The sequence below is a fragment of the Thermomicrobium roseum DSM 5159 genome, assembly GCF_000021685.1.
In the GTDB taxonomy this organism is placed as follows: domain Bacteria; phylum Chloroflexota; class Chloroflexia; order Thermomicrobiales; family Thermomicrobiaceae; genus Thermomicrobium; species Thermomicrobium roseum.
Genome location: NC_011959.1, coordinates 355,671 through 369,160 on the forward strand (window position 1 = coordinate 355,671; position 13,490 = coordinate 369,160).

At 62.5% G+C, this 13,490-nt stretch carries 12 protein-coding genes; 6 read left to right on the plus strand and 6 right to left on the minus strand.

The features are described 5' to 3' along the window. Positions 1-87: 87 nt before the first annotated feature. Positions 88-1,464: a tRNA (N6-isopentenyl adenosine(37)-C2)-methylthiotransferase MiaB gene (gene miaB, locus TRD_RS01640; protein ID WP_012641761.1), complete on the plus strand. Its 1,377-nt coding sequence runs from the start codon at positions 88-90 to the stop codon at positions 1,462-1,464. Between the two features lie 24 nt (positions 1,465-1,488). After that, on the plus strand, positions 1,489-2,382 hold the full coding sequence (locus tag TRD_RS01645; RefSeq protein WP_012641762.1) for a tetratricopeptide repeat protein: 894 nt from the start codon (positions 1,489-1,491) through the stop codon (positions 2,380-2,382). Positions 2,383-2,446: 64 nt separating this feature from the next. Here the strand turns inward: TRD_RS01645 and TRD_RS01650 are convergent, their stop codons facing one another. From TRD_RS01650 to mobA, 4 genes are read right to left on the minus strand one after another with little or no spacing between them, the layout of a single operon-like run. Further along, positions 2,447-2,713, minus strand: a complete 267-nt coding sequence (locus TRD_RS01650) for a hypothetical protein (protein ID WP_012641763.1) — start codon at positions 2,711-2,713, stop codon at positions 2,447-2,449. A gap of 41 nt (positions 2,714-2,754) precedes the next feature. Continuing rightward, positions 2,755-3,567: an SAM hydrolase/SAM-dependent halogenase family protein gene (locus TRD_RS01655; protein ID WP_012641764.1), complete on the minus strand. Its 813-nt coding sequence runs from the start codon at positions 3,565-3,567 to the stop codon at positions 2,755-2,757. A gap of 12 nt (positions 3,568-3,579) precedes the next feature. After that, on the minus strand, positions 3,580-5,211 hold the full coding sequence (ggt, locus tag TRD_RS01660; RefSeq protein ID WP_012641765.1) for a gamma-glutamyltransferase: 1,632 nt from the start codon (positions 5,209-5,211) through the stop codon (positions 3,580-3,582). Further along, positions 5,208-5,858 (minus strand): molybdenum cofactor guanylyltransferase, encoded by a 651-nt coding sequence (gene mobA / locus TRD_RS01665; RefSeq protein ID WP_012641766.1) that lies wholly within the window; start codon positions 5,856-5,858, stop codon positions 5,208-5,210. Before mobA ends, ggt begins: the two co-directional genes overlap by 4 nt. 409 nt (positions 5,859-6,267) lie before the next feature. On the opposite strand from mobA, the gene TRD_RS01670 reads away from it, so the two are divergent. Together TRD_RS01670 and TRD_RS01675 are read left to right on the plus strand one after the other, a co-directional pair. Beyond that, the gene (locus tag TRD_RS01670) at positions 6,268-6,531 is read left to right on the plus strand and encodes an SWIM zinc finger family protein (RefSeq protein ID WP_041436273.1); all 264 of its coding nucleotides are present in this window, start codon (positions 6,268-6,270) and stop codon (positions 6,529-6,531) included. A gap of 290 nt (positions 6,532-6,821) precedes the next feature. Further along, positions 6,822-7,484, plus strand: coding sequence for an MBL fold metallo-hydrolase (locus TRD_RS01675; RefSeq protein ID WP_012641768.1), 663 nt, complete (start codon positions 6,822-6,824; stop codon positions 7,482-7,484). A 4-nt stretch (positions 7,485-7,488) separates the two neighbouring features. On the opposite strand, the gene TRD_RS14800 is transcribed toward TRD_RS01675, so the two are convergent. Then, positions 7,489-8,151, minus strand: coding sequence for a polysaccharide deacetylase family protein (locus TRD_RS14800; RefSeq protein ID WP_169302276.1), 663 nt, complete (start codon positions 8,149-8,151; stop codon positions 7,489-7,491). A gap of 503 nt (positions 8,152-8,654) precedes the next feature. Here TRD_RS14800 and TRD_RS01685 point away from each other — a divergent pair. Together TRD_RS01685 and cimA are read left to right on the plus strand one after the other, a co-directional pair. Continuing rightward, positions 8,655-10,265, plus strand: a complete 1,611-nt coding sequence (locus tag TRD_RS01685; protein ID WP_012641770.1) for a thiamine pyrophosphate-binding protein — start codon at positions 8,655-8,657, stop codon at positions 10,263-10,265. 318 nt (positions 10,266-10,583) lie between these two features. Continuing rightward, a complete protein-coding gene (cimA, locus tag TRD_RS01690; protein ID WP_143714592.1) occupies positions 10,584-12,203 on the plus strand; it encodes a citramalate synthase in 1,620 nt (539 codons plus the stop codon). Positions 12,204-12,248: 45 nt separating this feature from the next. Here the strand turns inward: cimA and asd are convergent, their stop codons facing one another. Beyond that, a complete protein-coding gene (asd, locus tag TRD_RS01695; protein ID WP_012641773.1) occupies positions 12,249-13,301 on the minus strand; it encodes an aspartate-semialdehyde dehydrogenase in 1,053 nt (350 codons plus the stop codon). Positions 13,302-13,490: the final 189 nt, after the last annotated feature.

The window sequence follows — 13,490 nt, forward strand, 5'->3', positions numbered from 1 at the left end:
GCTGCCCGTCGATCGAGTAGGATGCTCGAGCGGTATAATGAGAGACTGTACGAGACACGGGCGCCGAGCGCCTGTGGAGGGAGATCCATGCAGCTCATTCAGCTCCAGCCAGCGCCCGCTTCGATCGTCGACGCGGTTCCAGGGGTCAAGCGCTTCCACATCTGGACGATCGGTTGCCAGATGAACGAAGCAGAGTCAGCCAAGGCCGCAGCACTCTTGCGGCAGGCTGGATACGTTCCAGCGGTGCGAGAGTGGGACGCGGACATCGTCATCGTCAATACCTGCGTGGTGCGACAGCAGGCTGAAGACAAGGCCCTCGGGTACATCGGAGCCTTGGCACGCCTCAAGCGGCGCCGGCCGGATGTCCGGATCGCGGTTACGGGTTGTCTCGTCACCGGGCAGGAGCGCCGGCTCGCTGAGCGCTTCCCGTGGGTCGATCTTTGGTATGGACCGTCGGAGTTCGAGCGCCTCGTTTCCTTGGTGCCGGAACTTGCTGACGTTGACATCGACCTGGTGGAGTTACCGCATTACTACGACGAGGGCCAGGCTGACCCGGAAGTGACCGCCTTCGTACCGGTCATCTACGGGTGCAACTTCGTCTGCTCCTATTGCATCGTCCCGTACCGGCGTGGTCGCGAGCGCAGTCGCCCGGTCGAGCAGGTGGTGGCGGAAGTGGAAAAGCTCGCTGCACGTGGTGTGCGGGAAGTGACCTTGCTCGGGCAAACGGTCAACGCGTACGGTCATGATTTGCCTGGCCAGCCGGATCTGGCTGATCTGCTGGAGCGCGTGCACGACGTGCCGGGAATCGAGCGGATTCGTTTCCTCACCTCGCACCCCAAATACTTCAGTGACAAGCTCATTCGCGCGGTTGCGGATCTTCCGAAAGTCTGCGAGCACGTCAATTTGCCGGTGCAATCGGGCGATAACGAGGTCCTGCGCCGCATGCGGCGTCACTACACCGTGGAGGAATACCGCGAACGGATCGCGCGGATCCGCGAACTGATTCCGGACGTCACCCTCTCTACCGATATCATTGTTGGATTCCCGGGTGAGACGGAAGAGCAGTTCCTGAACACCTATCGGCTGCTCGAAGAGATCCGGTTCGACAAGGTGCATGTCGCGATGTACTCGCCACGTCCAGGAACCTTGTCAGCACGCTGGCCCGACGATGTGCCCCGCGAGGAGAAGCGGCGGCGTCACCGAGCCGTCGAGCAACTTCAGGAACGGATCGCTCGGGAACGGAACGAGCGTTATGTGGGTCGAACGGTGGAGATCCTCGTCGATGGGCTAGCGCGCGGTCGCTGGCGTGGTCGGACCCGAGGAAATACGCTCGTCTTCTTCGAGGCTCCCGGCGACTGGCGCGGGCGGTTCGTGGAGGTTCGTGTCACCCAGGCGAGCCCATGGTACCTCCTCGGGGAACCGGTCACTGTCGGGGCAGCCGAGCCGGCCATACTGACACGATAGTACGGACGGAGGCGGAGTACGACGATGTCGATGCTGACCAATCAGGGCAGTCATGAGCGACGATTGCTGCGCCGCCTCACACAGGCGGCCAAGCAGGCGGCCTTTCAAGGCAACTGGGAACGAGCTGTCCAGCTCAATCAACGGATCACCGAGTTGTCCCCGCGCGATGTCGCGGCCTGGAATCGTTTAGGGCATGCTTTGGCCGAACTCGGTCGCGTGGCCGATGCGCGGGCCGCTTATCAACGAGTGCTGGAGATCGAACCGGGCAATGCGATCGCCCAGCGGAACGTGACCCGATTGGAGTGGTTGGTTAGCCAGACGAGCGATGGCACGATTCCGGTGCCGGTGAGGCGACCAGCACCGCGCGCGGATGTGTTCATGGAGGAGATGGGCCGAACCTACGTCACGGACCTGCTGCGACCGGCCGCACCGGCTGTGCTGGCACAACTTTTCCCGGGGCAAGAGGTCTTTCTGGATATCCGCGACGATGCCGTTATCGTTCTCGATGCTGACGGCACTCGCCTCGGGCAACTCGAGGGGCGCTTAGCACGTCGCGTGGCCCGACTCACCCGCGAGGGAAACCAATACCGCGCGTTCGTTATTCAGCTCACTGGTGATACGTTGCGGGTGATTCTCCGGGAAGTCTTCCGTACGCCGCACTTGCTGGATACGCCGTCTTTCCCGCCCCAGCCGAAAATCGCTCCGCCGCGTCCTTACCTTCCGGAAGCTTTTGGCCGAGGAGAAGAGATCATCGAAGAAGAGGAATTCTTCCCAGAAGAGGAGGAAGCTGAGGCGCTGGAAGTCGAAGAGGAGGAGCTCGTCGAGAGCGAAGAGGAGATCACCGAAGAGCCGCTCAGTGCGGTCGACGAGGAGGCGCTCGTCGTGGAGTTCGACATCGACGAGACGATCAGCGAGTGAGTCCGTTGCCGCAGATCCGCGAGCCCTCGTCCCCTCGAGAGGACGAGGGCTTTTCGCGTCGGGTTCACCGCAGGACGATCGCCAACAACAGGAGCAGCCCAAGCAACAGAGCGGTGACCCAAAGGAGACGCGTCAGATCAGCTTTGATCAGCGCATACTCCTCGTCGACTCGCCCCCATGGGCTGATGATTCCTTGGGGTTGCGTCGCTGACCGGCTTCCGGAGGGTTTGTCCGGTGAAGGGGATACCGAACCAGCGGGGACGGGTGCGCTCGCCCGAGCGGTGCGTTTGCTCGTCTTGCGCCGTGCCTTCGTCGTGTTCACCCGTCCCATACCGTCTACCTTCCCGATCCTCTGAGCAGTATAGCACGCTGTCATTTGACCGCGCGGCGGACTTCGACCAACATGCCCCGCTCGAGGTGCCAGGTTGCCGCAGCATTGCCGTCGCGGACGGCGATTTCCAAGCCACCGTGGCTGCCGAAATAGGCGAGCGGCATGCCAGGGGCGACATCGGCGAAGGTGCGCACGATACCGAGCAACTCCAGCTGACCGCAGCGGATGCAGAGCGTTTCCGATTCGTCAGGAAGCTGCTCGCGCCGGATCAAGGTGCGGCAATTCCCGAAACGATCGATCGACACGATGGGACCGACGACGCTTCCTCCGCTCGCGATGACCGGCTGGATCGGGAGTTTCACCAAGGACGCCGGGTCGAGCGGCGTACCGACTTCTGCCAGGGACATCCCGCTGGCGAGCAGACCACAGATCGGGCCGAAGATGTCTCGCCCATGGAAGGTGGGTGCAACCGGCTGGCGGAACCACTCTGATCGATCGAGCGACCAAGCAGCGACCTGGTGCGCCTCCGCGAGGACGAAGGTCGCAAGTCCGTTGTCGGGCAGGACGAAGGCATGACCATCCGCCAGGATCGAGACCGCGCGTCGCTCGCTACCCACACCGGGATCGACCACAGCCAGATGGATCGTGCCGACAGGAAAGGCACGCCAAGCGGTTGCGAGTTGGAACGCTCCCTCGAGGATGTCCTGGGCTGCTATCTCGTGCGTGACATCGATGATCGTGCTCGTGGGAGCTCGTTCGAGGATCACTCCCTTGACCTGTGCCACATAGCTGTCACGCACGCCATAGTCACTGGTAAACGTCACGATCCCTGAAGGCCGCCAGGTGGTCAGCATCGTCGGATCCTCTCACCAGGCCAGTGCATAGGCGTCGCTGCGCGGATCGGCAGCAGCTTCGACGACACGCTCAGCATCACGCCAGTGAATCCCCTGGCAGGAGCCGATCGGACCCCAGCGGGCCAGTCGTTCGACACGATGGCCGCGTGCTTGGAGCCCCTCGATCGTGGCGTTGGGAAGCCTCCCCTCGACCTGGACAAGGTCGAGAGAGCCGTGCGGCCAATTGGACTCGTGCCCAGGACCGCGATGGCGCCAGCGCGGCAATTCTATCGCTGTCTGGAGATCGAAACCGTATTCGAGCCAATGCACGAGAACATGCACCAGGATCTGCACTTGAGCATCGCTCCCCGGAGTTCCGAGACCGAGCCGTTCACCCGGTCTGGTGAGCAAGACTGGGCTGAGCGTGTGACGAACGCGCTTCCCCGGCTGTAGCTGATTCGGGTGCTTCGGCTCCAAGTGCCAGTAGGTCATCCGATTGTTCAGCAAGATGCCGGTATCGCCGGCGATGAACGCGGAACCGAATGCCATATTGAGGCTGGCGGTCACGACGACGAGATTACCCTCGTGATCCATGACCGAGAACGAGGTCGTGTGGTCCTCGCGGGCAGGTCGAGTCGTGAGCACCGGCTTTGCTCGCGTGAGATCGATCGCCGCCGCGAGCCGCTGCAGTCGCTCGGGGGCGAGCACGTCGGGCGGGAAAGGACCAACGAAATCGGGATCTCCAGTGAAGCGCTCACGATCCAGGAAGGCGAGTTTCTTGGCCTCGATCATCACGTGCAGAAGTTCGGGCGAAAGCGGGCGCCACCGGGCGAGTGGAAAGTACTGCAGGATACCCAGCATCTCGAGAAGGGTATGAGCACTGGAATTCGGCGGCGGGACGCAGATGGTCCAGTCGCGGTACGCTAGCTGGAGTGGCTCGACGATCGTTGCTCGCGCCAGCCGAAGACTCTCGCGTGTCAACAGCCCACCAGCCGCCAGGACGGCGCGCGTCAAGCGCTCGGCGAGATCGCCTTCGTACAACGCGTTGACGCCTTCCGCAGCGACCGTTTCCAGCGTGCGAGCGAGATCCGGTTGGCGGAGCACATCGCCCGGACAAGGTGGCGAACCAGTTGGGAGGAAGGTGCGAGCCGTCTCGGGATAGCTGGCGAGAACGTCAGCGTAGGTCTCGATGTAGGTCGCAAGATTATGGCTGACCGGGAAGCCGTCGCGGGCCAGTTCGATCGCCGGCGCGAGGGTTATCGAGAGCGGCAGCCGGCCCCAGCGTTGGACCAGCAAATCCCAAGCGCGAGCAGCAGCCGGAACAGAAGCAGCGAGTGGACCGCGTTCCGGAATGCCATCGCGGAAGCGTTCCGGGGTCGCGTCGAGCGGTGCCGGCCCTGTACCGTTCACCGCCCAGACGGTCGAAGTCCCTGCCTCGTAGACAAGGGCGAAGAGATCACCGCCGATACCGGACATCTGCGGTTCGACCACGTTCAACGCCGCGGCGACAGCGACAGCGGCGTCGGCGGCACTGCCGCCGCGCTCCAGCACGCGGGCACCTGCCCAAGAGGCAAGGGAATGACCACTGGAGACTGCCCAACAACGGCCCATCAGAAGCGGTCGACCAGCACGCTCGGCGAAGGTGGCGATCGCTCGTGCTGTCATGCGCTGCCCTCCACGGGAGACTCGAGACACTGCTCGGTCCCTTTCGCTCGCTCCAGGGCTGCACGGTAGGCCTCGGGAGTGTTGGTATTGGCGAACGACAACAGTTCTGGGTCGATGGTGCGGAGGTGGCTCTCTGGAACCGGGACGACACGAACCTCAGCGAAAAAGCTCACGATCTTGAGGTTTCCGGCAGCGAGCTGTCGCTCGATCGCGCGCAGGCAGCGCTTCGAATAGACGGCGTGGAGTGTTTCATACGTCAACATGCCGCCTTGACCAGTCCGTTCTGCCCTGGTCGGCACGAGCACGTCATAGTCGCGCGGGACAGCGAGCAGGGCCGCCAGGAGATCTGGTGAGACGAAGGGAAGGTCGCAGGAGAGCACGAGGCAATACTCGTGGCGAGCAGCGAGCAGTGCCGAATAGATCCCACCGAGCGGTCCGCTTCCCGGGAGACGATCGGGTACGATCGGGACGCCGAACTGAGCATACGCTGGGCGATCGCTCGCGACGACGAAGAGGTCGTCGGTCAGGTGTCGAACGCGGCGCAAGACGCGAGCGAGAAGCGGCTCGCCACAAAAGTCCAGCAGTGCTTTGTCTTGCCCCATGCGTCGGCTCTGGCCACCGGCGAGCACAGCGATACTGGCTTCCATCGATACCCCCGTCGGAGTGTAACGTGATCTTCGCTCGAAGACGAGGTCCCGTCCTCTCGCTGCCTCGGCGGCTTCGCGGCAGCGAAGGGGTGCTCCCGGCGGAATCGCAGGCGGAATCGGATGTGAGCTGGAGGAGTGCTCGTGGGTGGCCCGGTTTCGACGCCAGTTCGGCACGGCTTCGTACGCGGCGAACGGGTGACATTCCCGACGCGCTCATGTCAGATCTGTTGTATCGGGAAGTGATGCGCTATAATCTGGCTAGAAACCCCTGAGCAGGAAGGCGAGGACCCCGAAATGCACGGTGGTCCGCCAACCGAAGAGCGGTCGAGGGCACTGGGAAACTGGCCTGGTGCCCTGCGTGTTCATGGTCGGTCAGGCGCGACGGGACGGACCGGAAGGGGGATGGATCATGAATTCGAGCCTCATCGGGAAGATCGAGAAGGCACGCCGCTATGCTGCGGAACCGGAACGAGTCCAGGTGCAATCCCTGCACGTCCGGTTCCGCGGTGAGCACGATGTGTACGACGTCCATTTTGCGGACGGGAGCTGGAGTTGCACGTGCCATTCCTTCGAGGCGCTCGGCCTGGGCACGTGCAGCCACATCATGGCCCTCGAACGCTTGCTGGGGCCGATCGCTCCACAAGCGGTGGGGCAGGCCGAGCGGGTGAGCTAACATCGAGGCGATCAGGCTCGGCGGGGATCGTTGCGCTCGAACCGAACACCGGTCGAAGACGCCGTCCGGGTGCGGGTGTGCTCGGCAGAGAACCAGCGCTGAGTGGGCCGGAGCATGGTCTGTTCTCTCGTGACGGCGCGACCGAGATCCTCGGATCGCCTGGTCGATCGCAGCGTGACGCGCTTGCCCCAACTAGTTGTCGAGTAGTCCGATCGGGGACGTTCGGCTACGCGAGCACTCGCCGCTCATCGAGGTGCTCGCGCACTGCCACTCGAAGGGGAGAACGGGCGATGACTTTCGACGTCACGTGGTACGCTCAGTCGGCCTTCCGGATCGACGTTGCTGGGCTGCGTCTCTATCATGACCCTTTCCAGATTCCGGACGGTGAGCCGACTGCTGATGTCATTTTGATCAGCCATGAGCACTTCGATCACTGCTCACCGCCCGACATCGCGAGGATCCGCGACGTTCACAAGACGTTCGTCGTAGCGAATCCCACTGCGGCGAATACTCGTGAACTCGAACCCCCCGTTCACGTGATCAGGCCGGGCGGTGAAGTGCAGTATGGTCGCTTGTCGATTCGTGCGGTACCAGCTTATAACTTGAATAAGTTTCGCAGCCCTGGTGTGCCCTTCCATCCTCGAGAAAAGGAGCATGTCGGGTTCATTTGCCGAGCAGAGGGTGTCACCTGGTATTTCGCCGGTGACACCGACGCCATACCGGAGATGGCGCAGTTCGGTCCGGTCGATTATGCCTTTCTCCCCGTCAGCGGGACCTACGTTATGACGGCAGAAGAAGCCGCGGAGGCCGTACGCATGCTCCAACCGCGTGTCGTGATCCCCATGCATTATGGGACGGTCGTCGGGTCGGTGGAGGACGCTCGACGTTTGGCTGCGCTCGTCGGTGATGTCGCGGAGGTCAGGATCTTGGAGCCCCGTGGTCGTCCGAGCTGAGTGATCAGCTGGACACAGTCAGCAGTGCTGCGAATTGCTCGAGTGTCATCTCTCCTGAAACGCGGAGGCGAGGAAGAGCGAGCGGGTCATCGTCCGCACCGGCTCGGCCTGGCTGAGTGGTGACCGCCATGCGGTAGCCTGCCGCAGCAGTCGCTGCTTTCACGCGCTGATCGATCTTGCCAGCGGGATAAGCAAAGGAGAGAACCGGGTGACCGAGTGCCTCGCGAAGCGCCGTCGCGCACTCGGTGAGTTCTGCTCGCAGTTGCGCATCGGACACCTGGGTCAAATCGACGTGATGGACCGTATGAGCGCCGATTTCGATCGCCCCTGAGCGATCGAGTTCACGAACCATCTCCCAAGTAAGATAGCGCGGCGAGTCGAGCAATCCGGTGATCACGAAGATCGTGGCATGAAAGTTGTACTGGCGCAGGATCGGCCATGCATGCTCGTAGAAGTCACGGTAGCCGTCGTCGAACGTGAGAACGATCGGCTTGGCTGGAGCAGGTTGGTCACCCCGTCGGATCGCTTCGAGTTCGGAAAGCGTTATCGGCGTGTAGCCATGGGTGGAAAGCCAGTGGATCTGTGCTGCGAACTCGGCTGGTTCGACCGAGAGGGCCCGACCGATCGGGTCATCGGGGCCCGGGCGCGGACGAATGTAATGATACATAAGTATCGGAACAGGCTTACGATAGGGTTTCGGTTGTGATGTGTCTGCAACCGGCGTCGAGTCTCGAGTCGGTCTGGTCGAATCTTGGAAGAAGTGAAGAGAGTGGTGCGCGGAATCGGTAAAGAGAGACTCGGGTGGGTTACCTACGATTCCTCTTAAATTGCCAACCAGATGCAAGGAACCGGTGATCGAGTACGGAGGCCGCTCGTCGCTCGGCTCACTGGGGAGATCCCTCGTCATGAACCGCTGCGGGGCGGAAACGACGAGGAGAGCTTGTGGCGGCTGTTCGGGAGGCGCGGCTACGCGAGGATGCAGAAAGGTCTCTGGTTTTGCGAGCAGTATCGCCACGAGCGCGACGAGCGAAAGACTGAAGTGTTGACCAATCCGCACCATAGTCTTCCTCCTGTGGGATTCGAGCAGAACTCGCGCCCGGACGCGCTCTGCCGCCAGGTCTGGCCGTATAATCGCCGCGCTGGTTGGCATGATGGATGGAGAGGAAAACGATGCGGGTTACTGGTGGAGAAGCGGTCGTCCGCACGCTCGAGCGGCTCGGCGTGGAGGTCGTTTTTGGCATCCCGGGTGTTCATACGTTGGCGATCTACGATGCGCTCTATTCGTCGCCGATCCGACATGTGCTCGCGCGGCATGAGCAGGGTGCGGGCTTTATGGCCGATGGGTACGCGCGGGTTTCGGGGAAGCCCGGTGTGGCCATCGTCATTACCGGACCGGGCGTTACGAACATCGCTACAGCGATCGGCGAAGCGTATGCCGATTCCTCACCAGTCGTCGTCATCGCGTCGAACGTCGAGCAAGCCTGGCAGGGGCAGATGCTCGGCCACTTGCACGATTGCAAGGATCAGCTCGGCATCATGCGTGTGGTCACCAAATGGGCAGATCGTGCGCGCTCAGTGGAGGATGTCCCCCGACTCCTCCGCACAGCGTTCGCGGAAGCGATCAGTGGGCGACGACGCCCGACGCATCTGGAGGTTCCCTTGGATGTTCTCCATGGTTCTGGCGATATCGAGTTGGCTCACCTCGCACCGCTGTCGATGGAGCGCTCCCAACCGAGGCGGTCAGCCATCGAGCTGGCAGCTCGCATGATCGAGGAAGCGGAGCGCGTGGTTCTCTACTGTGGTGGGGGCGTGGTCGCTAGTGGCGCAACGGCTGAACTCAGTGCGTTGGCTGAACGCTTGGGAGCGGCGGTCATCACCTCCTTGCAGGGAAAGGGCGCGATTCCGGAGGATCACCCTCGTTGTCTCGGGAATCTCTGGGAACCCGAAAACGCGGTCGAGCGCGTCTTGCGCGAATCGGATCTGGTCATCGTGATCGGATCCAAGCTGGGTGCACAAGATACGGCGAATGGGCGTTTGCCGCTCCCGGACCGGCGCATCCGGATCGACATCGATGCCCAGGAGATCTTGCGCAACTATCCGCCGACGCTCCCGATCGTCGCTGATGCACGCGAAACGGTGCGGGCCCTGCTGAGCGAGCTAACGTCGCGCGGCATCACCAAGCAGGGATGGCCTGTCGACGTCTTACAGGCGACCAAGCGTGAGGCGCTCGCGACGGCTTGGGGGGCAGGTCAGGCTGAATGGCTCCGAGCCATCCGTGCCGTGCTGCCGCGGGATGGCATTCTGGTCAGCGACATGACGATGATGGCCTACGTCGGCAACCGGCACTATCCGGTCTACGAGCCAGGAACATACCTTTTCCCGACCGGTTATGGCACGCTTGGGTTCGCGTTGCCGGCAGCGATCGGAGCGAAAATCGCGCGTCCCGAAGCTGCGGTCGTCGCGCTCGTCGGCGATGGCGGGTACCAGTTCACCATGCAAGAACTCGCCACGGCAGTCCAATTCCGGATCGGGATCCCGATCATTCTCTTCAACGATGCCAGCTACACGGCGGTCAAGGACGAACAAGCACGCTCGTTCGGAGGGCGCTTCATCGCGGTGGACTTGGTCAATCCTGACTTTCAGAAGCTCGCGGCTGCGTATGGCATTCCGAGCGAGTACGTGACCAGTCCCCAGACGCTCGAGGGAGCGATCGCGCGGGCACTGGAACGTGACCTTCCAACGTTGATCGAAGTGCCCATCGATTTTCCACTCGGTGCGTGAAGCGTGTACTGTATCCGGCGGAACACGCGAGAAGGGAGTATCTGAGAAGGGAACGATCCAGTTGACACGAGGAGGAGCGTACGCTAGGCTAAAGCAGGAGAACAGGAGGCCGGGCAGCTGATGGTTTGCCCAGCGTCGCTGACACTCGCGATCCTCTCGATCATCATCGCGATTATTCGGCCCCGCGTGGCGGGGCATGCGGCGTTGGGGAGGAGCGTAGCTGGTCAGGCCTGAAACGATAACCAGTGGATGACGATGAGGCGGCCTCCCCGACGCGGGGAGGCCGCCGAGCGTTTCCGAGAAGGAAGGAGGGAGCGGATGAGCGAGAACGGCGAACGACGAGTGGTCATCTACGATACGACGTTGCGGGATGGGACGCAGGGATCCGGTGTCTCCCTAACGACAGAAGATAAATTGAAGATCGCCCGGGCATTGGACGAACTGGGTGTGGCCTATATCGAGGGTGGCTGGCCCGGCTCCAATCCGAAGGACATGGCGTTTTTCGAGCGTGCCCGACACCAGCAGTGGCGACACGCCAGGATCACTGCCTTCGGAAGCACACGCCGAGCCGGCGGAACGGTCGAAGAGGACGTCAACTTGCGTCTCCTGTTGGAAGCGGAGACACCGGCGGTGACGATCGTCGGCAAAGCGTCACCGTTTCAAGTGCGCGTAATCCTCGGCACGACCCTCGATGAGAATCTCCGGATGGTTGCGGAATCGGTCGCCTTTCTCAAGGCGGCAGGACGCGAAGTGATCTTCGATGCCGAGCACTTCTTCGATGGGTATGCGGAGGATCCGGACTACGCGCTCGCCGTTCTACGGGCGGCCTGCGATGCTGGCGCGGACGCGGTGGTGCTGTGCGACACCAACGGTGGAACACTGACGGACCCACTCGTGCGGGCAGTGCGGCATGCGCTCTCCTCGGTCTCCTGTACTGTGGGCATTCACACACACAACGACTGCGAACTGGCTGTCGCCAACACGATCGCCGCAGTTCTGGCTGGTGCCATGCATGTTCAGGGGACGATGAATGGGCTCGGGGAACGGATCGGGAACGCCAATCTCTGTTCGATCATCCCGATTCTCGAGTACAAGCTGGGCTATCGCTGCTTGCCGCCGGGTAATCTGCGTAAGCTCACCGAGACGTCTCGATACGTTGCGGAGGTCGCCAACCTGGCGCACGATCCTCGCCTCCCATTCGTGGGAGCCTTCGCGTTCACGCACAAGGCCGGACTGCACGTGAATGCGATCGCCAAGCACCCCTCGGCCTACGAGCACATTCCGCCGGAAGTAGTGGGCAATACTCGGCACGTCCTCGTCAGCGAACTGAGCGGTCGGAGCAACATTGTCGTGAAGGCGAGGAGCTTCGGCATCGAGCTCGGCGACAAGCCGGAGGTCGTGCGACGTGTCCTGGAGCAGATCAAGGAACTCGAGTTTCACGGTTATTGGTTCGAGGACGCTGATGCATCATTGGAACTCTTGATCCGCCGCAACCTGCCCGACTACCGACCACCGTTCGAGGTGCTCGACTATACGGTCCTGACCGAATATCGCAATGGGCGCGGCATGCTCGCTGAGGCGATGGTGAAGTTGCGCATCGGCCAGCACGTCTTCCACACCGCGGCCGAGGGTAACGGACCAGTGAACGCCCTGGACCGGGCTACTCGCAAGGCGCTGCAGGAGTTCTATCCGGAGATCGCTGCGGTAGACCTCGAGGACTATAAGGTACGCGTCCTCGATGATCATCACGGAACGGGCGCGAAGGTGCGCGTCTGGATCCGCTCCGGTGACGCGCATGGCAGTTGGAACACGGTCGGTTCCTCGGAGAACATCATCGAGGCGTCCTGGTTGGCATTGGCTGATAGCCTGGCCTATCCGCTGGTGACCCGGCCAGAACTCGCCGCTCGCATTCCTGAGCTCGTATCAGCTGTTTCGTGAGCGAGAGCGCGGCAGGGCGCGCCCTGCCGCGCTCTCGGTTGCGTCCTAGAGCAACCCTTCGCGGTAGAAAAGCTCGGCGTTCAAGACCGAGGCTCCGGCGGCTCCGCGGATCGTGTTGTGGCCGAGGACGACGAACCGGATGTCGAACACCGAGCAAGGCCGAACCCGGCCGACGACCGATGCCATACCACGTTCGGCGTCTCGGTCGAGCACCGGCTGCGGCCGGTCGGGCTCCTCGAGCACGATGACGGGGTGACGGGGAGCACTGGGGAGTTCCAGTTCCTGTGGAAGCGCACGGAACGCTCGCAGCACGTCGATTACCTCCGCCGGGGTCGCCGAACGATGGAGATCCAGGCTCACGGTCTCCAGGTGTCCGTCGCGCACGGGGACTCGATTGCAGTGCGCACTGAGCACGATCGGAGCGTCCTCGAAGGTACCGTCGATCCAGCGACCGAGGATCTTACGTGATTCGGCCTCGATCTTTTCTTCTTCTCCACCGATGTACGGGATGACGTTATCGATCAGATCGAGTGAAGGAACACCAGGATAGCCGGCACCCGAGGATGCCTGGAGTGTGGTGACGATGCCTCGCTCGATCCCGAACGCATCGTGAATCGGCTTGAGTGCGAGGACGAGATGGATCGTCGAGCAGTTGGGGTTGGCCACGATGAACCCCTCGCGCCATCCGCGGAGCTGCCGCTGTCGCTCGATCGCCCGGGCATGATCGGGGTTCACCTCGGGGATGAGAAGGGGCACATCCGGATCCATCCGATGGTCGCGCGCGTTCGTGAACACCTTCTTTCCTTCAGCGGCCAACGCCTCCTCGATCGGCCCAGCGACCCCACCGGGAAGGGCCGAGAAGACGATCGGGCTGTTGATCGGTTCTTCGATGTGCTTCACCACAAGATCGCGCACTTCTTCTGGCGGGGCAGCGCTGATGCGCCAGTTCACCGCTTCCGCATAGCGCTTCCCGGCCGAGCGGTCGCTCGCGACGAGTTCAGCGATCCGGAACCAGGGGTGGCCAGCGAGGAGTTGGACGAAGCGCTGGCCGACGCTACCGGTTGCCGCTAGGATGGCGACGTCGATTCGATCGGACACGAGTTCCTCCCTTCACTGGTGGTGCCGATACAACAAAACCGGCAGAGGTCGCAACCCCTGCCGGCATTCGCTCGAGTTCGGCCGCGCGTTACGGACTCCCCGAGCGCACGCCGGCGCAGCGAGTAGCGGTCGTTCCAGTTGTCGTCCGTTTCGCTGTCTGCACGACGTTCGTCCTTCCGGCTCGTCCGC

Bases quoted from the DNA above. Each gene is read 5' to 3' on its own strand.
- miaB (WP_012641761.1), top strand. From the start codon at position 88: ATGCAGCTCATTCAGCTCCAGCCAGCGCCCGCTTCGATCGTCGACGCG.
- TRD_RS01645 (WP_012641762.1), top strand. From the start codon at position 1,489: ATGTCGATGCTGACCAATCAGGGCAGTCATGAGCGACGATTGCTGCGC.
- TRD_RS01650 (WP_012641763.1), bottom strand. From the start codon at position 2,713: ATGGGACGGGTGAACACGACGAAGGCACGGCGCAAGACGAGCAAACGC.
- TRD_RS01655 (WP_012641764.1), bottom strand. From the start codon at position 3,567: ATGCTGACCACCTGGCGGCCTTCAGGGATCGTGACGTTTACCAGTGAC.
- ggt (WP_012641765.1), bottom strand. From the start codon at position 5,211: ATGACAGCACGAGCGATCGCCACCTTCGCCGAGCGTGCTGGTCGACCG.
- mobA (WP_012641766.1), bottom strand. From the start codon at position 5,858: ATGGAAGCCAGTATCGCTGTGCTCGCCGGTGGCCAGAGCCGACGCATG.
- TRD_RS01670 (WP_041436273.1), top strand. From the start codon at position 6,268: ATGAATTCGAGCCTCATCGGGAAGATCGAGAAGGCACGCCGCTATGCT.
- TRD_RS01675 (WP_012641768.1), top strand. From the start codon at position 6,822: ATGACTTTCGACGTCACGTGGTACGCTCAGTCGGCCTTCCGGATCGAC.
- TRD_RS14800 (WP_169302276.1), bottom strand. From the start codon at position 8,151: ATGTATCATTACATTCGTCCGCGCCCGGGCCCCGATGACCCGATCGGT.
- TRD_RS01685 (WP_012641770.1), top strand. From the start codon at position 8,655: ATGCGGGTTACTGGTGGAGAAGCGGTCGTCCGCACGCTCGAGCGGCTC.
- cimA (WP_143714592.1), top strand. From the start codon at position 10,584: ATGAGCGAGAACGGCGAACGACGAGTGGTCATCTACGATACGACGTTG.